Here is a 23,480-nt window from a genome sequence, read left to right as displayed (position 1 = left end):
AATGCAGGGCCCGGATGCAGGGCCCGGATGCAGGGCTCGGACGCACGGCCGGGACGCGGGGCCCGTACCGCCGCCTCCCGGCCGCCTCGCGCCCCTGCCCGCGGGGTCTACACCCTCGCCGCTGCCAGGAGACCGTGGAGGAACACCGCCGTCGCCGCGTCACGCGCCGCCGTGAACGGCAGCGCGTTGCCGCCCGTGATGCGGAAAGGCCCACCGGTGAGGGTCAGGTCCGCGCCGCCCGCTTCGGCGACGAGGAGGAGGCCCGCCGCGTGGTCCCACGCGTTCTCCCAGGAGAACGCGACCGCGTCGAGCTCGCCGCGGGCCACCGCGAGGTACTCCAGGCCGGCGGAGCCGCACGGGCGGGCGTGAACGCCGTCGGTGCGCAGCGCCAGGAGGGCTTCCTGCTGTTCCGGAGTGGTGAAGTCCGGGTGGGAGGTGGCCACTTCGAGGACCGCACCGGGCTCCGGTGAGCCCGATCGTATCGGCGTGCCGTCCACCCGCGCGCCGTGGCCGCGCACCGCGACGGCCATCTCGTCCAGCGCCGGGGCGTACGTCCAGGACGCAAGCACCTCGCCGTGCCGCGCCAGCGCGACGAGCGTGCAGAATCCGGGGTCGCCGTGCACGAACTGCCGCGTGCCGTCCACCGGGTCGACGATCCACACGGGCGCGTCGCCGCGCAGCGCGTCGTACACCGCCGGGTCCGCGTGGACCGCTTCCTCGCCCACCACGACCGAGCCCGGCAGCAGCGCGGTGAGGGACGCCGTCAGGTGCTCCTCGGCGCTGCGGTCGGCCACCGTCACCAGGTCGTGCGGACCGTTCTTCTCGACGATCTCGTGCGCGGCGAGCTGGCGGAAGCGCGGCATGATCTCGGAGGCGGCCGCCTTGCGGACCGCCTCCTCGACCAGGGCGAGGTTTCCGGAATCCCAGGGGTTCCCTGTCGTCCCGGACAGAAACTCTTCGGTCATGCGTCCAGCAAAGCACGCCCCACTGACATCCCAGCTGCCACCGGGCGACCGGGCGATGGACACCCGGCGAAGTCACGGTGACCGGGAGGTGTACACAGGGTGCACGGTCAGCGGCCGACCGCGTAACCCTGCATGCCACGGGGGTTTGCCGCGGCGAGAAGGACACCGGTTTCCGGGTCCCGTGCGACCGCGCACAGCCGCCCCTCCGACCATGCCTCGCCGATGGTGATGTCATGACCGCGCCGCCGCAGCTCCGCCACCACCTCCGGGTCCGTCCGCGACTCGACGGTGACGGCACCGGGCCGCATCCCGCGCGGATGGAAGGAGCCCGGGAAGCTGTCGTTGTGCCAGTTCGGCGCGTCGATCGCACCCTGGAGGTCCGGCCCGCCCCGCACCGGACCGCGCAGTGCCACGGCCAGGAAGAAGTGCAGCTGCCACTGGTCCTGCTGGTCGCCGCCCGGCGTGCCGAAGGCCATCACCGGCACTCCGTCCCGCAGAGCCAGCGACGGCGTCAGGGTCGTACGGGGGCGGCGGCCCGGCGTGAGCGAGTTCGGTAGTCCCGGGTCCAGCCAGGCCATCTGCAGCCGCGTGCCGAGCGGAAAGCCCAGTTCCGGCACGACCGGATTGGACTGGAGCCAGCCGCCGCTGGGCGTGGCCGCGACCATGTTGCCCCAGCGGTCGACGACATCCAGATGACAGGTGTCACCCCGTGTGCCGCCGTCCTCGGCGACGGTCGGCTCGCCCGCACCCGCGATCATCACCACGTCGAAGCCGGGCTTCTCCCCCGCCGCGACGCCGAGAGCATGCGCGCTGAGCACGGGTGACCGCCCCTCCGGGCTCCCCGGCCGTAGCTCGTACGAGGCCATCTCCCCGATCAGCGCCCGCCGCTGCGCGTTGTACGGCTCCGACAGCAGCGCCTCCAGGGGGACGTCAACGGCATCGCCGTACCACGCCTCCCGGTCCGCCATCGCGAGCTTGCAGCCCTCGACGAGCAGATGGACGTACTCGGCGGAGCCGTACTCCGGCAGCTGGGGCGGCAGCAGCGCCAGCTGCTGCAGAAAGGCCGGCCCCTGGCTCCAGCCGCCCGTCTTGCACAGCGTCCAGCCGTTCCAGTCGTACGTCACCGGCGCCTCGTACGTCGCCGACCAGCCCGCCAGGTCGGCCCGGGTGAGCGTCCCGGTGTGCCGCGTTCCGCTGGTGTCCGTCGTGGGCACATCGGACCGGCGGACGAGGGCCTCGGCGATGAAGCCGTCGCGCCAGACCGCCCGCGCCCGCTCGATCTGTTCGGTCCGCCCGCCACCGCCGGCCTCCGCGATCAGGCGCCGCCAGGTCGCGGCGAGCGCCGGGTTACGGAACAGCTCGCCGGGCCTCGGGGCCCTGCCGCCCGGAAGATACACCTCGGCGGAGGTCGTCCACTCCGTCTCGAAGAGCGCGCGTACGGTCTCCACGGTCTGCCCCACCCGCTCGACCGGCGCATGCCCATCCCCCGCGTACCCGATGGCGTACTTCAGCACCTCGGCGAGCGTCTTGGTGCCGTGGTCGCGCAGCAGCACCATCCAGGCGTCGAAGGCGCCGGGCACGGCGGCGGCCAGCGGCCCGGTCCCGGGGACGAGCCCGAGCCCGAGCGCGCGGTAGTGGTCGATGGTGGCGCCGGCCGGCGCGGGGCCCTGCCCGCACAGCACCCGCACTTCGCCTCCCGCCGGAGCGAGGATGATCGGGACCTCGCCGGCGGGCCCGTTGAGGTGCGGCTCGACGACATGCAGGACGAAGCCCGCGGCGACGGCGGCGTCGAAGGCGTTCCCGCCGTCCTCCAGCACGGCCATCGCGGACTGCGAGGCCAGCCAGTGGGTGGAGGACACCATGCCGAAGGTGCCCTGAAGAGTCGGCCGGGTGGTGAACATGCGCGGTGGCTCCATCGGTATGCGGGGATCCGTGTGCGGGGATCCGTGTGCGGGGGCGGATGCGGGTGCGGCGGTCGCGTCGGGGCCGTGCCGTCCTCGCCCACCAGATGGCAGGAGACCTGTCGGGCCGTACTCGGCAGCGTACGCAGCTCCGGTATCCCGGCGCGCCAACATGCGACCGCTCCTGTCCCGGGAATGACGTTGTCGTCCTCGGCGTTCTTGCCGTGGGCGTTGTCGTCCTCGGCGCTCGCTCCGTGGGCGTTCTCTCCGTCGGCCTTCTGCTGACGGAACGAAGGGGTTGGAGGCAGCGCGGTGCACGGTGAGTACAAGGTCCCTGGCGGAAAGCTCGTCGTCGTCGATCTCGATGTGAGGGACGGGGCACTGCGCGACGTACGGGTGGCCGGGGACTTCTTCCTCGAACCCGACGAGGCCCTCCCCGCCATCGACCGCGCCCTGGAGGGCGCCCCGGCCGACACCGACGCCGCCGGGCTCGCGGTCCGCATCGACGCGGCGCTGCCGCCCGGCACCGAGATGTACGGGCTGACCACCGAGGGCATCGGCGTCGCCGTGCGCCGCGCCCTCGCGCACGCCACCGACTGGACCGACTACGCCTGGCAGCTCGTCCACGACGGCCCGCAGCCGCCCGCCCTGCACATGGCTCTCGACGAGGTCCTCACCGCCGAGGTCGCGGCCGGCCGGCGCCCGCCGACGCTGCGCGTGTGGGAGTGGGACGCCCCGGCCGTCGTCATCGGCAGCTTCCAGTCCCTGCGCAACGAGGTCGACCCGGCCGCGGCGGAGCGTCACGGCATCACGGTCGTGCGCCGGACCTCCGGCGGCGGAGCGATGTTCATCGAGCCGGGCAACACGATCACGTACTCCCTGTCCGTGCCCGGCTCCCTCGTCTCCGGCCTCTCCTTCGCGGACAGTTACGCGTATCTCGACGACTGGGTGCTGGGCGCGCTCGGCGACATGGGCATCAAGGCCTGGTACCAGCCGCTGAACGACATCGCCACCGAGGCGGGCAAGATCGCGGGCGCGGCGCAGAAGCGGGTGGTGGACGGCGGCGCGGTGCTGCACCACGTGACGATGGCGTACGACATCGACGCCGACAAGATGGTCGATGTGCTGCGCATCGGGCGCGAGAAACTGTCCGACAAGGGCACCGAGAGCGCGAAGAAGCGGGTGGATCCGCTGCGCCGGCAGACCGGACTGCCGCGCGAGGCGGTCATCGAGCGGATGATCGACTCGTTCCGCGGGCGGTACGGGCTGACGGAGGGCAAGGTGACGGACGAGGAGATGGCCCGGGCACAGGAGCTCGTGGCGGCGAAGTTCGCGACGCGGGAGTGGACCGCCCGGGTGCCGTAGGGCCGGTCTGTGGGATTCTCCCGCCGCGCCCCGGTCCCGGTGCCCGTGCACACCTCCCCTCTGTTCTCTTCTTCTCTGTTCTCTTCTTCGGTCCTCTTCGTTCTGTTTCTCTCCGTCAGAAGGCCTGGGGGTGGCGGAACAGACGCCCCGGGTCGTACGACGTCTTCACCCGGGCAAGACGGTCGGCGTTCGCGCCGTAGTACGCCCGGCGCCAGTCCCGCAGTTTGGGGTCCGTGTAGTTCTGGTACGCCTGGCCGCTCGCCCAGGGCCGCATCGCCCCGTGCGTACCGTCGAGCCAGGCCTGGTGCCGGGCCACGGTGGTCGCGGAGGCGTTGTCCGGCCAGGAGACGATGTACTGGGCCAGGAACAGCGCGTCGCGGTGGACGAACGCCGTGTCGGCCGCCCGTACCCGCCCCACCGCGCCGCCCAGTGCGTCCAGCGCGATGCTGCCCGCGCCGCCTCCGTGGAGCCCGGCGAGCCGCTGCACCCGGGCGAGCAGGGCCTTCACCCCGTCGGCCGGGATGCGCCGGGTGTAGAAGTCCGAGCGTGCCGCGTACGATTCGCGCGCCACCCGGCCCTGGGGCGTACGGCCGGGCAGACTGCCCTGCTGGTGGGCCTGGGCGATGGTGAAGCCCGAGACGCCGCCCATCACCTTCATCGCGTCCATGAACGGCCGGGTGCGTACGGACACCGATCGTGCGGGCGCACCGATGGCGTCGGCGAGGCGGTCGAGGCGGTTCTCGAGGTCCCCGCGGCGGCCAAGGCTCAGGCCGCCGACCCGCACCGATCCCGGCTGTCCTCCGACCGGGGCGGACAGGTGCAGATTCGCCCAGATCTCGTCGGGCGCGGTGGGAGCCCAGCGCTGCCACTCGCGCAGTACGGCTTCGGCCCGGGACCAGGGCCAGCTCAGGAAGAACGTCGTGCACTGCGGCGCCGCGTGGGTGCGCAGCCGCAGCTCGGTGACGACACCGAACTGGGCGTTGCCGCCGCCGCGCAGCGCCCAGAACAGATCGGGCTCGTGCTGGGCGTCCACGTTGCGTATTCGGCCGTCGGCGGTGACGATGCGGGCGCCGGTGACGCTGTCGCTCGTCAGACCGTAGGCGCGGCTGACGACGCCGATGCCGCCGCCGAGGGCGAGTCCGGAGACGCCCACGGTGGGACATGACCCGGCGGGTACGGTCCGCCCGCGAGACGTCAACCGGTCGTACACGTCGATCAGTTTGGCGCCGGCGCCGACCGTCGCGGTGCCCCCCGAGAGCGAGACGGACGCCATCTTCTGTACGTCGACGACCAGGCCGGGCCCGGACGACCAGCCGGCGTACGAGTGGCCGCCGCTGCGCACCGCGACAGGTACCTGGTGGCGGCGGGCGAACTCCAGGCAGCTGCGGACGTCCTCGGGCCGTGCGCAGTACGCGATCCCGGTCGGCCGCACCCCGTCGAAGCGGGGGTTGAACAGCTTGCGTGCGGTGTCGTAGTCGCGGTCGCCGGGCCGTACGAGCGTTCCGTCCAGCCCGCGGGCCAGCGCCGCCCAGTCACCGGCGCGAGGCGGACGGGGCGCCCGGGCCGTCTGGCCGGCGGAGGCGGTCGCCGCCCAGGCGCCCGCTGCCACGCCCGCACCGGCGGCAACTCCCGCACCCAGCAGGCCGCGACGGGTGAACCTGCCGGTCCCCGCGGCCCCCGCGCCCGTTTCCGCCCCGCTGCCCCGCCGCGCCGTCTCGCCCATCGCCCTGTCCTCGCCTTCCGTCGACATCCGGTCGGGAGGATGACGAGGAGACGGTGGCGGTTCCCGTCGACGGTGCTTCTCTCGTGAGCGGGGGTTCCCGTCAGCGCGAGGGGGACGCCGAGGTGGGCGGTGTGGGCGGCAGGTCGTAGATGTTGCCGGGGGTCACGACGGTGGTGATGGCCTTGGCGAAGAGCGTGCTGTTCTCGTTGCCCTGGTACGGGATGTCCGTGTTGCTGAGCACGACCAGAGTCGCGTTCGCCGACGGCAGGTAGACCGTCACGGACTGGTAGCCGGGCAGAGAACCGTTGTGCCCGATCCAGCCGTGGTTGGTGAAGATGCCGAGGCCGTAACCGGTTCCGGGATAGCCGGTGGGCAGCATCCGCAGTCGCTGTGCCTGCGTGGCGGGCTCGAGCAGGGTGCCCGTCGCGACGATGCGCGCCCACGCGCGGAGGTCGGCCAGGTCCGAGATCATCGCTCCGGCGGCCCAGCCCCATGACGGGTTCCAGTCCGTCGCATCCGCGACCTCGCCGTTCAGCGTCTGGTTGGTGTAGCCGTGTGCGTGCGGATCCGGGAACTCGGCCCCGGTGGGGAAGAGCGTGTGGTCCAGGTGACTCGGTTCCAGCACCTGCTGCTTGATGTAGTCGGCAAGGGGCCGGCCGCTCGCCTTCTCCACGACCAGGCCGAGCAGGATCAGGTTCGTGTTGGAGTACTCGAACTTCTTCCCCGGCTCGGCATTCGGCGGATGTCTGAAGGCGTAGTCGAGCAATTGCCGTGGCGTGAACGGCCGGTCGGGGTCGGAGAGGAAGGCCTTGTCGAAATCGGGGTCCTCGCTGTAGGAGAACAGCCCACTGCGCATCTCGGCCAGTTGGCGCAGGGTGATCCGGTCGCCGTCCGGGACGTCCTGCACGTACTTCGACACCGGGTCGTCGAGACCGACCTTCCCCTCGTCCACCAACCGCAGGAGGGCGGTCACGGTGAACGTCTTCGTCTCGCTGCCGATCCGCATGCGCAGCCCGTCCGACATGGCGGCGCCGCTGCTCTTGTCCGCGACGCCGAACGCACGGACGTAGCTGCCCTTTCCCTTGATCCACAGGCCCACGATGACGCCGGGCACACCCGCCTGGCGCATCGTCCGGGTGACGGCTTTGTCGAGTTGTGCCGACACGGCGGGAGTCAGTGCGCGGACCGAAGCGCCGGGAGAGGGCGTCGGAGCCGCCGCGGCCGGCGGGGCCGTCGTGGACGTGCCGGCGCACGCCGTGACGGCCAGCAGCCCCGCAGCAGCGAGAGCGGCCGCCGCGATCCGGCCGTGGGCCTTGGCCGCGAACAGGCGCCGCACATGCGTGCAGAAGATCCCGAATACCGTCCCAGGTGCCGTCCCAGGTGCCGTCTCAGGTGCCATCCCAGGTGTCTCTTTCGGCCGTGAGGTCGGTGCGACGGCGCGCAAGCACCCGGAAGGGCGCCGAGAGAAGACGCGTGCCAAGCACAACGTACGTCGCGGTCATGCGTCCGACGGTGAGACCCGGCCCGGCACTGACCCGTTCGGCAGCGTGGCCGGAACGAGACGCACGCCTCCGCCGGCCTTACGTGGACCACCTGACGAAGGCCATGGTTCGGGGCGGCCGACGGCCGGCGTTGCGTCGTTCACCCCGCCCGGTCCCGTGATCAGCCCGCGACCCGCACCAGGAGGAGCAGCGCGTCCGCGAGGTCCTCCGCCGGGGAGCCGGTGGCCAGGCGGCGCAGCTGGAGGCCGGTGACCAGGGCGACGGTGGTCGCAGCGAGGCGTTCGGCATCGGGAACGCCGAGAGCCGTGAGGATCTGGGCGGCGAGGCGGTCGTAGGCGGTGAAGCACTCGGCGGCGGCTTCGCGCAGCCGCTCGTCGCGGCCCGCCTGGATGTACAGCTCGAACGGCGCGATGTGCTCGCTGTCGAAGACGGTGCCGTCCGCGACCTGTCCGGCCAGGGCCGCCGCGCCGTCGAGATCGACACCGTCGGCCTCGCCGGCGTCGGCGAGTTCGGTGAGGCGCCGGGTCTCCTCGCGGACGAAGTGCAGCAGCGACTCACGCAGCAGCTCGTGCTGGCTGGTGAAGTGGTACGTGACCGAACCGAGCGACACGCCGGCCTCCTTGGCGATCCGCCGGTTGGTGACCGCGGCGATGCCGTCCTGGCCGATGATGCGCAGGACGGCACCGATGATGCGCCGGCGCGTCGAAGGTATGGACGGGACGGCTGGCGCGGCGGGCTCGCTGGACATGCGCGTCATTGTTCCACCGGCGCACTCCAGCTGATCAAGGGGTCGGGGTGGCGCTCGTACCAGCGGCGCTCGTCCTCCAGCTGGGCGGCCAGCGAGATGAGCCGCTCCTCCCCGCCCGCGGGACCGAGCAGCTGGGCGCCGACGGGCAGACCTTCGGTGGTGAATCCGGCGGGGACGTTCACCCCGGGCCAGCCGAGGACGTTCCACGGCCAGGCGTAGGGACAGGCCGCGGCCATCGTCGCGTTGGTGCGCCAGGTGCTGAGCCCGTCGAAGGTGCCGATCCGCGGCGGGGGCGCCGCGGTGGTCGGGGTGAGGATGACGTCGTACGTGTCGAACAGGGCGCCGATGCGGCGGTGCTGGCGGACCTCGCGGGCGCGGGCGGCGCGCACGATCCGGCCGCCGAGCAGCTTGCCGTTGCGCAGGGCGGTGCGGGTGCGCGGGTCGAGCAGGTCCGGTTCGGGGTGCAGGGCGGCGATTTCGGCGACGCCCGCCGTGCCGCGGGGGACGAAGCCGATGCCGATCAGCCCGTAGCGGGGGCGGGCCTCTTCGACATGATGGCCGAGTCGGGCGAGGGCCTCGGCGAGCTCGGTCACGGCGCGGCGGACCTCGGGGTGGGGCTTGGCACGGGTGAGAGTGAGCGGGGGACGCCAGGCGAGGGCGATCCGCAGCCGGCCCGGGTCGCGGCGGGCGGCGGCCGAGGCGTCGATGGCCTCCGGCCGGTGCAGATCCTCCGGGTGGGCGCCCTGGACGACGTCGAGCAGCAGCGCCGCGTCGGCGACGGTGCGCGCCAGCGGGCCGTTGACGGCGAGGCCCTGGAAGGCGTCGGTGTGCGGAAAGAGCGAGACCCTGCCGCGCTGCGGCTTGATACCGACGAGATGGGTCCAGGCGGCGGGGATCCGGATGGAGCCCGCCCCGTCCGAGCCGAGGGCGGCGGGGACGAGTCCGGCGGCGACGGCGGCCGCGGAACCGCCGGAGGATCCGCCCGGGGTGTGGTCCGTGGACCACGGGTTGCGGGTGGCGCCGAAGGCGGGGCCCTCGGTGAACGGCCACTGGCCCAGCTCGCAGGAGTTGGTCTTGCCGACGATGACGGCACCGGCCGCCCGCAGTCGTCTTACGGCTTCGCCGTCGGCGGTCGCCGGCGCGATCTCGCCGCGGCAGCCGAACAAGGTCGGCAGCCCTGCCACATCGGTGTCGTCCTTGACGGCGAGCGGGACGCCGAGCAGGGGCAGCCGCTCCCCCGCCGCGAGCCGCCGGTCGGCGTTCTCGGCCTCGGCGAGCGCCTCCTGCGCCCGTACGTGCCGGAAGGCGTTGAGGGTGGGCCGGCTCGCCTCGATGCGTTCGAGCGAGGCCTGCACCAGCTCCACCGCTGTGACCTGGCCCTCGGCCAACTTCCGTGCTTGTTCGGCAAGTCCTGAGAAATCTGCTGTGGACATGGCCACCTTCGGCTCCCTATCGTTCGTTCGAACGAACAGAACTGGAGGGTAACCAGATGCGCATCACCGGATCAACCGTTCTGCTCACGGGTGTCACCGGCGGTATAGGCGCCGCCCTGGCCGCCGAACTCGCTGCGCGCGGCGCGCGGTTGATCCTCACGGGCCGCCGCGCCGACGCCCTCGAACCTCTCGTGAAGGCGTTCGACGCCCGCGGAATCGTCGCCGATCTGGCTGACCCCGACGATGTCGAACGGCTCGCCCGCGAAGCGGCGGGTACCGAGATCCTCATCGCCAACGCCGCCCTGCCGTCCAGCGGCGAGCTTCTCGACTACACCCCCGACCAGATCGACCGGGCCCTCGCGGTCAACCTCCGCGCTCCGGCGATGCTGGCCCGCCTCCTCGCCCCGGCGATGGTCGAGGCTCGCCGGGGCCATCTGGCGTTCGTCGGCTCGATGTCGGGCAAGACGGCGACCAAGAGCTCCGCCCTCTACAACGCCACCAAGTTCGGTCTGCGGGGCTTCGCGCTCGCGCTGCGTCAGGACCTCCACGAGCACGGTGTCGGGGTCTCCCTCATCCAGCCCGGCTTCGTACGCGACGCGGGCATGTTCGCGGCGACCGGCGCCGAGGCACCGGGCGGACTGCGTACGGTCTCGCCGCGCCAGGTCGTCGCCGGTGTCGTCCGCTCCATCGAACAGGACCGGGCCGAAGTGAATGTCGCCCCGGTCGAGATGAAGGTCCTCACCGCGATCGGCGGCCAGTTCCCGGGCTTCTCCGAACGCGTACAGCGGCGCGCGAGCGGAGCGGACCGCACCATCCGCCGGATCGTGGAGGCGCAGCGCGACAGCCGCTGACGGCCTCGTCCGCGGGGCGGGCGGGAGTGTCGGTGGCCATGGCTACGGTCGGCCGCATGCTCGCAGTACGGGAATTCACGGGGGACTTCGAGACGCATCTGACCGTGCACCCGCCCCGGACTCCGGCCGAGGAAGGATCTGTGCGACGCCGTCCTGCTCGCCGAATGTCCCCGGACCCGGCTCACCCCGCGCCTGCTGCGCCGGGTGCTCGGCGAGCACCCGGCGGACTTCGGGCTCGTCACGGTACGGGGCTGGCGCGTCGATCGCGCGTCCTGCCCCGGCGACCCGGACCGGCTGCGGGAGCGGCTGGTCCGGGCCCTTGAGCCGGTTGCTCAGCGGTGCCGGGCCCGGTGAGGCAGCATCAGCAGGGTGTACAGGAGCATCGCGGCCGCGAGCCCCACCGCCCAGCCGTAGTTCGCGAGGGGCTTCAGGACGGGGATCAGTCCTTCCTCGGGGAAGGGTCCCTTGCCGGGCGCGGAGTGCGAGCCGCCGATCGCCAGTACGCCGCCCACCGCGAACGAGCAGACGGCTCGCCAGTTCCAGCCTGCGGCGTACCAGTAGCGTCCGTGCGGCCGGTAGAGATCCGCCAGGGCGAGGCGGGTGCGGCGGATGATCCAGTAGTCGGCGATGAGGATGCCCGCGACCGTGCCGAGCAGCCCGCCGACCAGTCCGAGCCAGGTGAAGATGTACAGCTCCGGGGTCTCGGTCAGCTTCCACGGCATGATGAGGACGCCGACGACTCCCGTGATCAGTGCACCGGTGCGGAAGTTGATGAAGCGCGGCGCGAGGTTCGCCAGGTCGTACGCGGGTGACACGACGTTCGCCGCGATGTTCACCGAGATCGTCGCGATCAGCACCGTCACCAGGGCGAACAGCAGCCCGAAGACGTTGTCGGCCTTGGCGGCGAGCTGGACCGGGTCCCAGACCGGCGCGCCGTACACGGCCTGGGAGCCGGAGGTGACGAACACGGACAGCAGCGCGAACAGCGTCATCGTCGTCGGCAGCCCCAGCGTCTGGCCCCAGACCTGGGCGCGCTGTCCGGAGCCGAAGCGGGTGAAGTCCGGGATGTTCAGGGACAGCGTGGACCAGAAGGCGATCATTCCCATGAGGGAGGGGAAGAAGACGGGCCAGAAGTCCTCGCCCCAGCCGAGCTTGGAGGGCTGGTCCAGCAGCGGGCCGAAGCCACCCGCCTTGATCGCGATCCACACCAGCAGCACCAGCGCGCCGACGATGACGAACGGCGCCGCCCAGTTCTCGAACCGGCGCAGGGTCTCCATGCCCCGGTAGATGATGGCCAGTTCGATCGCCCAGAAGACGATGAAGCAGAGCCACAGGGTCCAGGGCTGGCCGGCGATCTCGGCGGCCTGCGTCCAGCCGCCGAAGATCGTGCCGAGCAGAACGAAGATGCCCTGGCCGCCGATCCAGGTCTGGATGCCGAACCAGGCGCAGGCCACCGCGGCCCTGATGAGTGCCGGGAGGTTGGCGCCGCGCAGCCCGAACGAGGAGCGCGCGAGCACCGGGAAGGGAATGCCGTACTTGGGTCCGGCATGCCCGGTGAGCAGCATCGGGAACAGCACGATCACATTGGCCAGCGCGATCGTGAAGACGGCCTGTTTCCAGTCCATGCCGAGCGCGACGAGCCCGGAGGCGAGCAGCCAGGACGGGATGTTGTGGGCCATGCCGACCCACAGCGCGGCGAAGTTGTACGTCGTCCAGTGGCGGCGGACGACCGGTACGGGCAGCAGATCACCGTTGACGAAGCGGCCTTCGTCGGGGACCGCGCCGGGCGCGAGCTCCACCCGGCCCTGTGCGTCGATTATCTGATCGGAGTCGGACGGGGCCGGGGGGACGGTCGCGGTCATGGCCTTGGCCCTTCAGCAGTGGCGGGTGCCCTTCAGCGGTTGAAGGCAGGGATGATCTCGGCGCCGTACGCGTCGATCGTCGCTTCCTTCGCGTCGTGCATGTTGTAGACGGCGAACTGGTCCACGCCCAGTTCACGCAGCGCCGTCAGCTTCTCGATGTGCGCGGACGCCGGGCCGAGCAGGCAGAACCTGTCCACGATCTCGTCGGGCACGAAGTCCGTGGACGGATTACCGGCCCGGCCGTGGTGGCTGTAGTCGTAGCCGTGCCGCTCCTTGATGTACGCGGTCAGCGCCTCCGGCACCATGTCCGAGTGCTCGCCGTAGCGGGAGACCAGATCGGCGACATGGTTGCCGACCATCCCGCCGAACCAGCGGCACTGGTCGCGCGCGTGCGCCAGGTCGTCGCCGACGTAGGCGGGCGCGGCGACGCAGATCGTGATCGCGTCCGGGTCGCGTCCTGCGTCGGCGGCCGCGGCTCGTACCGCCTTCACCATCCATTCGGTGAGGTAGAGGTCGGCGAGCTGCAGGATGAAGCCGTCGGCCTGCTGTCCGGCGAGCGCGAGCGCCTTCGGTCCGTACGCCGCCATCCACACGGGCAGTTTCCCGTTCCGGACCCAGGGGATCCGCAGCGGCTGTCCGTCGACGACGGCCTGCCGGCCTTCGGCGAGGTCGCGGATGACGCCGATCGCCTCACCGAGGCGCGCCAGGGTGTTGGGTTTGCGGCCCGCGACCCGCATCGCGGAGTCGCCTCGCCCGATGCCGCAGACGGTGCGGTTGCCGTACATGTCGTTGAGGGTGGCGAAGGTGGAGGCGGTGACCTCCCACGTCCGGGTCCCGGGGTTGGTGACCATGGGGCCGACGTGCATCTTCTGCGTGTGTTCCAGGATCTGGCTGTAGATGACGAACGGCTCCTGCCAGAGCACCGCAGAGTCGAAGGTCCAGCCGTAGCGGAAGCCGTTGCGTTCCGCACGCCGCATCAGGCCGACGACCGCCGAGGCGGGCGGATCGGTCTGCAGCACGAGTCCGAAGTCCACCGGGGGCCTCCTAGTTCAGGTATTGACAGGTGGAGCGGGGGGTGTACACGCCGTGGCCGACCCGGCCGGTGAACTCCCGCTGGTCGATGACGACTTCGCCGCGCGAGAGAACGGTCTCGACCTGTCCGGTGATCCGTTTGCCCTCGTAGGCCGAGTAGTCCACGTTCATGTGGTGGGTCTCGGCCGACAGGGTCTGCTCGGCGTGCGGGTCGTATACGACGACGTCGGCGTCGGCCCCCGGCGCGATGGTGCCCTTCTTCGGGTAGAGGCCGAACATCCGGGCGGGCGTTGCGCAGGCGATCTCGATCCACCGGCGCCGGGTGAGGTGTCCGTCGAGGACCGCCTGGTGCAGCAGGTCCATCCGGTTCTCCACGCCCGGCAGCCCGTTGGGGATCTTGGAGAAGTCGCCGCGGCCGAGGTCCTTCTGACCCGTGAAGCAGAACGGGCAGTGGTCGGTGGAGACGACCTGGAGATCGTTGGTGCGCAGCCCCCGCCACAGTGCGGCCTGGTGCTCCTTCGGCCGCAGCGGGGTGCTGCAGACGTACTTCGCGCCCTCGAAGCCGGGCTCGGCGAGGTTGTCGGTGGAGAGGAACAGATACTGCGGGCAGGTCTCGCCGAAGACGGGAAGTCCCTTGTCACGGGCGGCGACGAGCTCGGCGACCGCCTCGTCGGCGGAGACATGGACGACGTACAGGGGCGCTCCGGCGACCCGGGCGAGCTGGATCGCGCGGTGCGTGGCCTCGGCCTCCAGCAGCACCTTGCGGACCTCGCCGTGGTAGCGGGGGGCGGTCTCGCCGCGCGCCAGGGCCTGTTCGACGAGGACGTCGATCGCGATGCCGTTCTCGGCGTGCATCATGATGAGCCCGCCGTTGGAGGCGCCGCGCTGCATGGCTCGCAGGATCTGTCCGTCGTCGCTGTAGAAGACGCCGGGGTAGGCCATGAAGAGCTTGAAGGAGGTGACGCCCTCCTCGACGAGGAGGTCCATCTCCTTGAGCGTCGACTCGTTGACGTCGGAGAGGATCATGTGGAAGGCGTAGTCGACGGCGCAGTTGCCGTCGGCCTTCGCGTACCAGGCGTCCAGCCCTTCGCGCAGTGCGTGGCCCATCGACTGGACGGCGAAGTCCACGATGGTGGTGGTGCCGCCCCAGGCGGCGGCGCGGGTTCCGGTCTCGAAGGTGTCGGAGGCGAAGGTCCCGCCGAACGGCAGCTCCATGTGGGTGTGCGCGTCGACTCCGCCCGGGATGACGTACTTTCCGGTGGCGTCGATGGTGCGGTCGGCGGTCCAGCTCCCGGCCACGGTGGAGCCGTGCGCGGCCAGGGCGGCGATCCTGCCGTCCTCGATCAGTACGTCGGCGTGCGTCTCGTCGGCGGCGGTGATGACGAGTCCGCCGCGGATCAGGGTGCGGTTGGTCATAGTTTCCCCTCGCGTGAACTAGAGGCCGCGCAGGGCCCGTTCGAGGATCGCGGCGCCTTCCTCGGCCTCGGCGACGGTGAGCGACAGCGGTGGTGCGATCCGCAGCACGCTGGTGTCGTGTGCGCCGCCCTTGCCGATGAGCAGTCCGCCCTCGCGGGCCGCTTCGAGGACGGCCGCGGCGGCTTCCGGTGACGCCTCGTCCGTGCCGGGCCTGACCAGTTCGATGCCGATCATCAGTCCGCGGCCGCGCACTTCACGGACGGCGGGCACGGCGGCGGCGATGGCGCGCAGCCGCTCGATGAGCAGTCCGCCGACGCGTCGCGCGTTGCCCTGCAGATCGTGTTCCAGCAGGTACGAGAGGTTCGCCAGACCGGCGGCCATGGTGACGGGCGAGCCGCCGAAGGTGGAGATCGAGTTGGCGTCGAGGCAGTTCATCACCTCGGCGCGGCCGACGACGCCGCCGACGGACATGCCGTTCGCGATGCCCTTGGCGAAGGTGAGAAGGTCCGGCGGGCCGTTCTCGGCGTGGGCCTGCCAGCCCCAGAAGTGGTCGCCGCTCCTGCCCCAGCCGGTCTGCACCTCGTCGGAGATCCACAGGATGCCGTGCCGGTCCAGGACCTCGCGGAACGCGGCGTACAGCCCGTCGGGCGGGGAGGTGAAGCCGCCGACGCCCTGGACGGGCTCGGCGATCAGCGCGGCGACGTCGTGCGTGTGGCCGAGCAGATCCTCCAGGTCGGCGACGCAGGCCTCGATGAACTGCGCGTCCGACAGCCGGGCGTACGGTCCCCGGGTGCGGACGCCGCCGTGCACGTACAGCGTCTGCACCGGGGAGAGACCGGTGGGCGACCAGGAGCGGTTGCCGGTGATGGAGACGGCCGAGAAGGAGCGGCCGTGGTAGCTGTTGCGCATCGCGAGGATCTGGCCGGACCTGCGGTACGCGGTGGCGAGCAGCAGGGCCGTGTCATTGGCCTCGGTGCCGGAGGTGGTGAAGAAGACGCGGGCGTCGGGGATGCCGGAGAGGGCGGCGATGCGCTCCGCGAGTTCGACCATGGGACGGTTGAGGTACAGGGTCGAGGAGTGGATGATCCGCCCGGCCTGCTCGCTCACCGCCTTGGTGACCTCGGGGAGGGCGTGGGCGGTCATGGTGGTGAGGATGCCGCCGAAGAAGTCGAGGTAGCGGTTGCCGGCCGTGTCCCAGACGTACCGGCCCTCGCCGTGGCTGATCTCGATGGGCTGCCGGTAGTAGAGGGCGACCCAGTCGGGGATGACGGCCCGGTGCCGGGCGTAGAGATCGCTCATGGCCGCACCAGCCCCTCGTAGGCGTCGGGCCTGCGGTCGCGGTAGAACGCCCACTGCTGGCGGACCTGCTCGATGAGGCCGAAGTCCAGGTCCCTGACGATCAGTTCTTCCTGTTTGTCGCTGGCGACGTCGCCGACGAACTGGCCGCGCGGGTCGACGAAGTAGCTCGTGCCGTAGAAGTCGTTGTCGCCGTACTCCTCCTGGCCGACGCGGTTGATGGCGGCGATGAAGTACTCGTTGGCGACGGCGGCGGCGGGCTGCTCCAGCTGCCAGAGGTAGGAGGAGAGACCGCGTGAGGTGGCCGACGGGTTGTACACCAACTGGGCGCCGTTGAGGCCGAGCTGGCGCCAGCCCTCGGGGAAGTGCCGGTCGTAGCAGATGTAGACGCCGACCTTGCCGACGGCGGTGTCGAAGACGGGCCAGCCGGCGTTGCCGGGCTTGAAGTAGTACTTCTCCCAGAATCCCTTGACCTGCGGGATGTGGTGCTTGCGGTACTTGCCGAGGTAGGTGCCGTCGGCGTCGATCACCGCGGCGGTGTTGTAGTAGAAGCCCGTGCCCTCGATCTCGAAGACGGGGACGACGATCACCATGCCGGTCTCCCGGGCGAGGTCCTGCATCCGCAGGACCGTGGGGCCGTCCGGGACGGGCTCGGCCCAGCGGTAGTGCTCCGGCTCCTGCACCTGGCAGAAGTACGGCGCGTTGAAGACCTCCTGGAATCCGATGACCTTGGCGCCCTGCCGAGCCGCTTCGCGGGCGTGCTCCTCGTGTTTGGCAATCATGGATTCGGTGTCGCCGGTCCAGGTCGCCTGGACCAGTGCGGCGCGTACGACATTGGTCATGAGCTGCTCCTTCGACAAAGACGTCAGAGCCTCTACGCACGTAGACGCGGTACGTAGGAGGAGAACGTAAGCCCCGTCACACACGGGGGCAAGACCATCGTCGTCAACCCGCAGTGTCGATCATGTTTCGCACTCAAGCAGTCGACATACAAGCGTATACCGTATGTTTTCAGGCGCTGATGAGTCCCGCGACACGCAGGGCGTGCACGAGATCGCGCTCGTGGTCGGAGGACACCCCGCGGGCCGCGACGAGCAGTTGCGGCACGAGTCCGCGGGGGTCGGGAGCGGCGAGCTGTGCGGCGTCCTCCGGGCTACGGGCCCGGACGAAGGCGGCGAGCAGGGCGTCCGCCTCGCTGCGGTCGCCGGCCTCGGTGAGCAGGAGCACGGCGTCGGCGATCTCGGCGGCGGGGCGGGAGACACCCTGGCGCAGCAGATGCCCGCAGTCCTCGGCCCTCCCGGCCGCGGCGAGCGCGCCGGCGGCGGCGGCGAGCTGCGCGGGCGGCAGCGACGCCACCTCCCAGAGCAGCGTGGCCCAATCCGCGCCGAGTCCCGCGCGGTAGAGCTCCGCCGCCAGCACCGGCAGCCAGGCGGCGGGGCCCACGGCGGCCTCGCACAGCACGGCGTGCGCCTCACCGCCGCGCCCCTCGGCGCGAAGCTGCACGAGAGCGGCCACGGTCCGGCCGGCGGCGCGCCGCGCCTCGGCGTCCGCGCCCGCCCCCGCCCCCGCCCCCTGGTGGCCGCGCGCGACGCGCTGGGGCGGCACCTCTTCACGGTCATCGCCTCCGCCGAACCGCGCCCCCCGCGGCCGCTCTTCGGCAACGGGCAGCACAGGGACGACGACGGCCTCGCCCTCGTCTCCGTCGCTGTTCCCGTCCAGCCACGCATACCGGGCCCCTCGCGGGCGCCGCTTCCCCCCGAGCCACCTCCGCGCCCCACGACGGCCGTCGCCCGACGGGTCGTCCGGGGCCCCGGGCTTTCCGGCGTCGGAGGTTCCGGCTTCGGGAGTTCCGGCGTCGGAGGTTCCCGTGTCGCGCGCCACCGGAGCGTCCACGTCGCCGCCGCCCGGCCGGAACCACGAGTCGGGCGGTGATCCGGGCAACGCCGATGCCGGCTGCGCACCCGGCCCCGCTCCTGCGGGGCCGCCCGGGGCGTGCGGTGCCCCGTCGACCCACTCCGGCGCCGTGGCAGCGGGCGCCAGGGCAGCGAGACGGGCGGACAGTTCCGCGCAGCGAGCCGTCGCCCGGGTGTGGTCGTCGTTGGTCCAGGACAGGTCGTGCGCGAGGCGCTGGTACTCGGAGGTGCCCTCGGGCAGGGCGGCCAGTCGGCGCAGGAGCTCCTGACCGCGGTCCGCCGCGTACAGCTGTTCACGGAGCATCCCCTCGAGGCGCTCCTGGAGGGCCTCCCGGCCGCCCCCGCGGCGGTCGTGCGCGGCAGCCGCGGCGGTGTGCAGCGCCCGGGCGCGCACGGTCTCGCCTTCGTCGGCCGCGAGGTCGTGGAGCAGCGACTCCACCACGTCCCACGGAGGGATCTCGGCGCCGTCGAGGCAGGCCAGCAGCCCGTCGGGGTCGCGCTGCCAGAACACTCCGTACCAGCCGCTCCCCCGGTCGAGCCGCTCCGTCAGCTCTCTCAGGTACTGCGCGAACACCCCTGCTTCCACGGGGAGTTGATGCACCATGACGTCTGCCCGCCCTCCGCCTACGGTCCGTAGGCATTCGACCTCAGCCGTGTTACGGCCCGGCTACGCGGAGTTTTCGTCGGCGGGGCGGACACCTCAAGACGGCCCGAGCGTCACTGCGATGCCGGTGTGCGGGCGCTTGCCGAGCCGTACGGCGGCGGCCGGCAGGTCGACGAGCCAGAACTGCCAGGTGTACTTGCGGGCGAGGGCCTTCCTGACCCGTTTCATGTCCGCGTCGCCCAGCAGCCGCGCCGTGCCCTCCGCGGACGGCGCACCCTCCACGACCCGGCCGCGCACGTCACACGCGCTCACGGTGACGCGGCTGTCCCTGCTCAGCCGCTTCACCTTCCATGAGTCGGAGCGCGTCCAGACGTACAGCTCACCGCCCTCGACGGCGAACCACACGGGGGTTGCGACGCCCGTCCCGTCCTTGCGGAATGTGGTGAGGCTGATGTACTTCGCGCGGTTGAGCTCTTGGAGGTCCACGGCGCGAGACTACGCCCCGCCGCGCCGCACCGGCAGGCCTCACGGGCCTCGGCAATCCCGGCCGTCTCGGCCGTCCCTGCCACATGAACCCGTGACCAGGCGCGGGCGGTGCCGAGCGGTCCGAGCAGCGAGCGGCCGAGCGGGATGCTTTCGTATGCGACGCGTGGCGGGTTCTCGTCGCCCGCAGTCCTTGCTCAGGGCTGCCCTTAGGCCCCGCACGCGGATCCGGTGATCGCGCCGCCGGCCGAGGTCGGGTCGCCGCGCCACGGCCGGGTACAACCGGCGGCCGCCGCGCAGGACGACCTCTACACGGACACGAGCGCGCAGCGCGCGACGAGCTCGTCCATGGACAGGCCCAGCGTCCCGGCGAGCGCCGCAACGGTGAAGAAGGCGGGGGTCGGGGCGCGGCCGGTCTCGATCTTGCGCAGGGTCTCGGCGGAGAGTCCGGCGGCCGCCGCGACGTCCACCATGCTCCGTGTGCCGCGCGCCTCACGGAGCAGCCGGCCGAGCCGCTCGCCGCGTTCACGCTCTTCGGGGGTCAGGGGGGTGCGCACCATGGCGTCATTCTAATACCGCCTCAACCGGTATAGTAATTGGCATGGTGGAGATCAAGACAGACGCATCCGTGGACGCCATGCGAGCCGCCGGCCGGGTCGTCGCCCAGGCACTGGCCGCGGTACGGGACAAGGCTGCCGTGGGCGTCACGCTCCGGACCCTGGACGAAGCCGCCCGCGCGGTGCTGCGCGAGGCGGGTGCGGGCTCGCCCTTCCTGAACTACCGGCCCGACTGGGCCCCCACGCCCTTCCCCGCCGTCATCTGCGCCTCCGTCAACGACGCGATCGTGCACGGCATCCCGGGCGGCTACCGGCTCCGCGACGGCGACCTCGTGAGCATCGACTGCGGCGCCGTCCTGGACGGCTGGGTCGGCGACTCGGCCATCAGCTTCACCGTCGGCCGCCCCCGCCCCGCGGACGTACGCCTCATCGACACCGCGTACGAGGCCCTGGAGGCGGGCATCGCCGCGGCGGTCGTCGGCAACCGCATCGGGGACATCGCCCATGCGATCGGCCGCGTGTGCCGCGCCGCGGGTTACGGGATTCTGTCCGGCTACGGCGGCCATGGCGTGGGCCGCACGATGCACGAGGATCCGGGCGTGCCGAACGAGGGCCGCCCGGGCCGCGGAATGCCGCTGCGCCACGGGATGGTGCTCGCCATCGAGCCGATGCTGATCGGGGGCGGCGGCGACGGCCACCGCACCGACCGCGACGGCTGGACGCTCCGCACGTCGGACGGCTCCCGTGCGTCGCACGCCGAGCACACGGTGGCGATCACGGACGACGGCCCGCGGATCCTCACCGCCCTCTGACCGCGCCTGCCGGACGCCGCCGGGCGGGCGGAACGTCGAAGGGACGACCTACGGGCGGATGCCGTCGCACACGATGTTCAGATGGCGGGGGCCTCGCAGCACCGCGTTCTGCCGGTACTCCGGTGGATCCTCGACCAGACGGGGGTTGTCGAGCCTGCGCGCCAGCTCGCTCAGCGCGAGCTGCGCCTCCAGCCGGGCCAGCGGCGCGCCGAAGCAGCTGTGGATACCGCTGCCGAAGCCGAGATGCTGGATGTCCTTCCGGTCCGGGTCGAACCGTTCGGGGTCGTTGAACCGCTGCGGGTCGCGGTTGCCCGAGGCCACGACGAGCCAGAGCGAGGCTCCCTTCGGGATGGTGACGCCACGGATCTCGATGTCCGTGAGCGTGGTGCGGTTCGGCACCAGCTGTACGGGCGGCTCGTAGCGCAGCAGCTCCTCCACGACGGGGACAGCCAGCCCCGGGTCCTCCCGCAGTCGCTGGAGCACCTCCGGGTGGCGCAGCAGGGTGAGCATGCCGTTGGTGATCAGGTTGACCGTCGTCTCATGGCCGGCGATCAGCAGCAGGGCCGCGGTGCTGAGCACCTCCATCGTCGTCAGGGTTCCGTCCGGTCCGTGGGTGCCGGTCGCCAGCTCGGAGAGCATGTCGTGGCCGGGGTTCTTGCGGCGCTCCTCGATCAGCCCGGCCAGGTACATGCCCAGCTGCGTACGGGCCTCGTGGGCGATCCGGTTCCGCTCGGTCGGGTCCTGCCCAGGCGTGGGATCCAGGCTGGCGGCGAGCGTGTCGGCCCAGACGTGGAAGCGCGACTCGTCCTCTCGTGGTACACCGAGCAGCCGGCAGATCACGGTCACGGGGAAGGGATAGGAGAACTGCTCGACCAGATCGATACGCCCCGGGTCGCCGATGCCGTCGATGAGGCCGGAGACGATCCCGGCGAGTTCGCCGCGCATCTCGTGGATGCGACGCGGCGAGTGCGGCGGCCCGAACGAGCGGTTCGTCATGCGCCGCAGCCGGTCGTGCTCCGGAGGGTCGAGCCGGATGAAGCTCGGCGGCAGGGCCGACTCCTCCTCCTGCGGGGTCAGGTCGTTGGGGGCCGGCGAGGCCAGATTGCGTGCGTCGGAACTGACCCGCGGATCGTGGAGCAGACTCCGGATCTCGTAGTAGGTGCTCACGACGTACGCGCCGTCGCCCTCGTCGACCACCGGCGTCTTGCGGAGCTCCGAGTACAGGGGATACGGGTTCGAACGGTTCTTGTAGTCGATGATCTGCCGCAGGAGCGTGGCTTGGGTCATGACGAGTCCTTGTGGTCGCTCGCGGGTCAGTGCCGGCCGGGGGTGAAGGTGATCCGCCGGTCGGTCGGCGAATAGCCGCTGACGGTGACGGTCGGACCATGCGTGGGAACCGAGGGGTCGGGGAAATCGGCCGGCTGCGGACGCTTGCCCTCGGTCCGGCGGTCCACGGTGGGGAACGGCGGAGGGAACGGCGCGGTCCGCTCGATCAGTTCCTCGTAGAACTGCAGCCACCGCGTCTGGTCGAAGGTGACGGCGCCGATGACGCGGTCCTGGTACCCGTACACGCCGACGAATCTGTGCTCCGCGAGCGAGCCCTGCGCGATGAGGATCTCCTCGCCCATGGACGGCACACCGACCGATTTGATGTTCACCCCGAACTGGGTGGACCAGAAGGCGGGCACCCACATGTGCGGGCGTCGGTCGACGCTGTCGCTGACCATGTTGTGCGCCGCGGTCTCGGCCTGGGCGACGGCATTGCCCCAGTGCTCCAGGGACAGGAACTGGTAGCCGAACAGCGGGTGCGGGGAGCGTGCGACATCACCGGCCACGAAGATGTCGTCCGTGACGATGCCCCGGATGTCGAAGGCGCGGCAGCCCGCGTCGCAGGCGATTCCGCGGGGGCCGGCGCCGAGTCCGGAGCCGGCGAGCCATTCGGTGTTGCGGGTCGCGCCGAGCGAGACGACGACGACGTCGGTCTCCACGGTGGAACCGTCGGAGAGGTGGGCCGCTCGGACCCGTCCCGCCGCGTCGCCCTCCAGGGCGGTGACCATGACACCGCAGCGCAGGTCCACGCCGTTCTCGCGCTGCAGCTCGGCGGCGACCTCGCCGACGACGCCGCCGAGCGCGCCGACGAGAGGCGCGGCTCCGCGTTCGGCGACGGTGACGGGCAGGCCGCGCTCACGGCAGGCGGAGGCGATCTCCGAGCCGGTGAAGCCGGCGCCGATCACGAACACCCGGCGGGGTCCTGCCGCGAGCCGTCGGTGCAGCGCGGTCGCGTCGTCGCGGGTACGCAGGACGAAGACGCCGTCGAGCCCGGCTTCCATCTCCTTCGGCCACGGGCGCGCGCGTACGCCGGTGGCGATGAGCAGCCGGTCGTACTCCACTTCGTCGCCGTCGGCCAGCCGCACCCGCTTGGACGCCATGTCCAGCCCGGCGGCGGGGACGCCGAGCCGCCAGTGCGCGTCCAGTTTCCGGCGCCGGGGCAGGGCGGTGTGTTCGGGGGTCGCCACGTCCAGTAGGACCTGCTTGGACAGCGGGGGCCGGTCGTAGGGCTCGTACGGCTCGTCGCCGATCAGTGTGAGCGAACCGGCGAAGCCATCGTCCCGCAGGGTTTCCGCAGCTCGCAGACCGGCGAGGGAGGCGCCCACGATCACGATGCGCCCTTCGCGTTTGAGCCATGGCAGGAATCCGTCACTGTGCATGTGACGCCTCCTCCGCCGGCGTGTCCCCGTCGAGCTTGTCGACGCTGATGGCCTGGACCGGGCACGCGGCGACGGCTTGCGCCACGTGCTCCTGCTGCTCCTCGTCTGCGTGCGGGTTGTAGAGCAGCGCCTCTTCGCCGTGCATGGCGAACACATCGGGAGCGAGGAACGCGCACTGCGCGTACCCCTGGCATCGGTTGAGATCGACGACAAGCCTCACCGAGATCCGTCCTTCCTGGACTGGTCTTTCCCCGACATCAGCATGGGAGTGCGAGCGTGTCCCCGCTCGCCGTGGCGAGCCGGAGGAGT

20 protein-coding genes are annotated in these 23,480 nt (G+C 71.5%); 3 read left to right on the top strand and 17 right to left on the bottom strand.

The features are described 5' to 3' along the window. Positions 1–107: 107 nt before the first annotated feature. Together ACZ6ZQ_RS00475 and ACZ6ZQ_RS00470 are read right to left on the bottom strand one after the other, a co-directional pair. Positions 108–965: an inositol monophosphatase family protein gene (locus ACZ6ZQ_RS00475; RefSeq protein WP_469766325.1), complete on the bottom strand. Its 858-nt coding sequence runs from the start codon at positions 963–965 to the stop codon at positions 108–110. A gap of 107 nt (positions 966–1,072) precedes the next feature. After that, positions 1,073–2,866, bottom strand: coding sequence for a gamma-glutamyltransferase family protein (locus ACZ6ZQ_RS00470; RefSeq protein WP_469766324.1), 1,794 nt, complete (start codon positions 2,864–2,866; stop codon positions 1,073–1,075). A 312-nt stretch (positions 2,867–3,178) separates the two neighbouring features. Between ACZ6ZQ_RS00470 and ACZ6ZQ_RS00465 the strand changes: the two genes are divergently transcribed. Then, entirely contained in the window at positions 3,179–4,231 is a 1,053-nt protein-coding gene (locus ACZ6ZQ_RS00465; protein ID WP_469766323.1) for a lipoate--protein ligase family protein, read from the top strand. Between the two features lie 115 nt (positions 4,232–4,346). On the opposite strand, the gene ACZ6ZQ_RS00460 is transcribed toward ACZ6ZQ_RS00465, so the two are convergent. The 4 genes from ACZ6ZQ_RS00460 to ACZ6ZQ_RS00445 form a co-directional block, all read right to left on the bottom strand. Continuing rightward, complete coding sequence (locus tag ACZ6ZQ_RS00460) at positions 4,347–5,981, bottom strand: FAD-binding oxidoreductase (protein ID WP_469766322.1); 1,635 nt, start codon at positions 5,979–5,981, stop codon at positions 4,347–4,349. A 73-nt stretch (positions 5,982–6,054) separates the two neighbouring features. Further along, on the bottom strand, positions 6,055–7,353 hold the full coding sequence (locus ACZ6ZQ_RS00455; protein ID WP_469766321.1) for a serine hydrolase domain-containing protein: 1,299 nt from the start codon (positions 7,351–7,353) through the stop codon (positions 6,055–6,057). A 263-nt stretch (positions 7,354–7,616) separates the two neighbouring features. Then, positions 7,617–8,213 (bottom strand): TetR/AcrR family transcriptional regulator, encoded by a 597-nt coding sequence (locus tag ACZ6ZQ_RS00450; RefSeq protein WP_469766320.1) that lies wholly within the window; start codon positions 8,211–8,213, stop codon positions 7,617–7,619. Continuing rightward, entirely contained in the window at positions 8,210–9,637 is a 1,428-nt protein-coding gene (locus ACZ6ZQ_RS00445) for an amidase (protein ID WP_469766319.1), read from the bottom strand. The genes ACZ6ZQ_RS00450 and ACZ6ZQ_RS00445 overlap by 4 nt, the downstream gene beginning before the upstream one ends. A gap of 56 nt (positions 9,638–9,693) precedes the next feature. Between ACZ6ZQ_RS00445 and ACZ6ZQ_RS00440 the strand changes: the two genes are divergently transcribed. Beyond that, a complete protein-coding gene (locus ACZ6ZQ_RS00440; RefSeq protein ID WP_469766318.1) occupies positions 9,694–10,488 on the top strand; it encodes an SDR family NAD(P)-dependent oxidoreductase in 795 nt (264 codons plus the stop codon). Between the two features lie 332 nt (positions 10,489–10,820). On the opposite strand, the gene ACZ6ZQ_RS00435 is transcribed toward ACZ6ZQ_RS00440, so the two are convergent. The 8 genes from ACZ6ZQ_RS00435 to ACZ6ZQ_RS00400 all read right to left on the bottom strand — a co-directional run bounded on the left by ACZ6ZQ_RS00435 (position 10,821) and on the right by ACZ6ZQ_RS00400 (position 19,654). Further along, positions 10,821–12,350 carry an NCS1 family nucleobase:cation symporter-1 gene (locus ACZ6ZQ_RS00435; RefSeq protein ID WP_469766317.1) on the bottom strand — a complete coding sequence of 510 codons (1,530 nt, stop codon included), beginning with the start codon at positions 12,348–12,350 and terminating at the stop codon, positions 10,821–10,823. A 32-nt stretch (positions 12,351–12,382) separates the two neighbouring features. Then, positions 12,383–13,384 (bottom strand): TIGR03842 family LLM class F420-dependent oxidoreductase, encoded by a 1,002-nt coding sequence (locus ACZ6ZQ_RS00430; protein WP_469766316.1) that lies wholly within the window; start codon positions 13,382–13,384, stop codon positions 12,383–12,385. A 10-nt stretch (positions 13,385–13,394) separates the two neighbouring features. Continuing rightward, a complete protein-coding gene (gene hydA, locus ACZ6ZQ_RS00425) occupies positions 13,395–14,798 on the bottom strand; it encodes a dihydropyrimidinase (RefSeq protein WP_469766315.1) in 1,404 nt (467 codons plus the stop codon). A gap of 18 nt (positions 14,799–14,816) precedes the next feature. Beyond that, complete coding sequence (locus ACZ6ZQ_RS00420) at positions 14,817–16,097, bottom strand: aspartate aminotransferase family protein (RefSeq protein WP_469766314.1); 1,281 nt, start codon at positions 16,095–16,097, stop codon at positions 14,817–14,819. Next, a complete protein-coding gene (locus ACZ6ZQ_RS00415; RefSeq protein WP_469766313.1) occupies positions 16,094–16,936 on the bottom strand; it encodes a nitrilase-related carbon-nitrogen hydrolase in 843 nt (280 codons plus the stop codon). The genes ACZ6ZQ_RS00420 and ACZ6ZQ_RS00415 overlap by 4 nt, the downstream gene beginning before the upstream one ends. A gap of 169 nt (positions 16,937–17,105) precedes the next feature. Then, on the bottom strand, positions 17,106–18,611 hold the full coding sequence (locus tag ACZ6ZQ_RS00410; RefSeq protein WP_469766312.1) for a UL36 very large tegument protein: 1,506 nt from the start codon (positions 18,609–18,611) through the stop codon (positions 17,106–17,108). A 96-nt stretch (positions 18,612–18,707) separates the two neighbouring features. Further along, entirely contained in the window at positions 18,708–19,097 is a 390-nt protein-coding gene (locus ACZ6ZQ_RS00405) for a PPOX class F420-dependent oxidoreductase (RefSeq protein WP_469766311.1), read from the bottom strand. A 305-nt stretch (positions 19,098–19,402) separates the two neighbouring features. Then, a complete protein-coding gene (locus tag ACZ6ZQ_RS00400) occupies positions 19,403–19,654 on the bottom strand; it encodes a helix-turn-helix domain-containing protein (protein WP_469766310.1) in 252 nt (83 codons plus the stop codon). 41 nt (positions 19,655–19,695) lie between these two features. Between ACZ6ZQ_RS00400 and map the strand changes: the two genes are divergently transcribed. Beyond that, positions 19,696–20,463, top strand: coding sequence for a type I methionyl aminopeptidase (gene map / locus ACZ6ZQ_RS00395; RefSeq protein WP_469766309.1), 768 nt, complete (start codon positions 19,696–19,698; stop codon positions 20,461–20,463). A 48-nt stretch (positions 20,464–20,511) separates the two neighbouring features. Here the strand turns inward: map and ACZ6ZQ_RS00390 are convergent, their stop codons facing one another. From ACZ6ZQ_RS00390 to ACZ6ZQ_RS00380, 3 genes are read right to left on the bottom strand one after another with little or no spacing between them, the layout of a single operon-like run. Continuing rightward, entirely contained in the window at positions 20,512–21,750 is a 1,239-nt protein-coding gene (locus tag ACZ6ZQ_RS00390; protein WP_469766308.1) for a cytochrome P450, read from the bottom strand. A gap of 26 nt (positions 21,751–21,776) precedes the next feature. Beyond that, on the bottom strand, positions 21,777–23,171 hold the full coding sequence (locus tag ACZ6ZQ_RS00385; protein WP_469766307.1) for an NAD(P)/FAD-dependent oxidoreductase: 1,395 nt from the start codon (positions 23,169–23,171) through the stop codon (positions 21,777–21,779). Further along, positions 23,161–23,391 (bottom strand): ferredoxin, encoded by a 231-nt coding sequence (locus ACZ6ZQ_RS00380; protein ID WP_469766306.1) that lies wholly within the window; start codon positions 23,389–23,391, stop codon positions 23,161–23,163. The genes ACZ6ZQ_RS00385 and ACZ6ZQ_RS00380 overlap by 11 nt, the downstream gene beginning before the upstream one ends. Positions 23,392–23,480 lie beyond the last annotated feature (89 nt).

Source organism: Streptomyces sp. NPDC053673 (assembly GCF_055585225.1).
This window is presented reverse-complemented; position numbering and strand designations above follow the sequence as displayed.

Coding starts and splice junctions, on each gene's coding strand:
- ACZ6ZQ_RS00455 (WP_469766321.1), bottom strand. CDS start 7,353: ATGGCACCTGAGACGGCACCTGGGACGGCACCTGGGACGGTATTCGGG.
- ACZ6ZQ_RS00440 (WP_469766318.1), top strand. CDS start 9,694: ATGCGCATCACCGGATCAACCGTTCTGCTCACGGGTGTCACCGGCGGT.
- ACZ6ZQ_RS00450 (WP_469766320.1), bottom strand. CDS start 8,213: ATGACGCGCATGTCCAGCGAGCCCGCCGCGCCAGCCGTCCCGTCCATA.
- ACZ6ZQ_RS00410 (WP_469766312.1), bottom strand. CDS start 18,611: ATGGTGCATCAACTCCCCGTGGAAGCAGGGGTGTTCGCGCAGTACCTG.
- ACZ6ZQ_RS00445 (WP_469766319.1), bottom strand. CDS start 9,637: ATGTCCACAGCAGATTTCTCAGGACTTGCCGAACAAGCACGGAAGTTG.
- ACZ6ZQ_RS00400 (WP_469766310.1), bottom strand. CDS start 19,654: ATGGTGCGCACCCCCCTGACCCCCGAAGAGCGTGAACGCGGCGAGCGG.
- ACZ6ZQ_RS00435 (WP_469766317.1), bottom strand. CDS start 12,350: ATGACCGCGACCGTCCCCCCGGCCCCGTCCGACTCCGATCAGATAATC.
- map (WP_469766309.1), top strand. CDS start 19,696: ATGGTGGAGATCAAGACAGACGCATCCGTGGACGCCATGCGAGCCGCC.
- hydA (WP_469766315.1), bottom strand. CDS start 14,798: ATGACCAACCGCACCCTGATCCGCGGCGGACTCGTCATCACCGCCGCC.
- ACZ6ZQ_RS00475 (WP_469766325.1), bottom strand. CDS start 965: ATGACCGAAGAGTTTCTGTCCGGGACGACAGGGAACCCCTGGGATTCC.
- ACZ6ZQ_RS00470 (WP_469766324.1), bottom strand. CDS start 2,866: ATGTTCACCACCCGGCCGACTCTTCAGGGCACCTTCGGCATGGTGTCC.
- ACZ6ZQ_RS00415 (WP_469766313.1), bottom strand. CDS start 16,936: ATGACCAATGTCGTACGCGCCGCACTGGTCCAGGCGACCTGGACCGGC.
- ACZ6ZQ_RS00390 (WP_469766308.1), bottom strand. CDS start 21,750: ATGACCCAAGCCACGCTCCTGCGGCAGATCATCGACTACAAGAACCGT.
- ACZ6ZQ_RS00385 (WP_469766307.1), bottom strand. CDS start 23,171: ATGCACAGTGACGGATTCCTGCCATGGCTCAAACGCGAAGGGCGCATC.
- ACZ6ZQ_RS00420 (WP_469766314.1), bottom strand. CDS start 16,097: ATGAGCGATCTCTACGCCCGGCACCGGGCCGTCATCCCCGACTGGGTC.
- ACZ6ZQ_RS00460 (WP_469766322.1), bottom strand. CDS start 5,981: ATGTCGACGGAAGGCGAGGACAGGGCGATGGGCGAGACGGCGCGGCGG.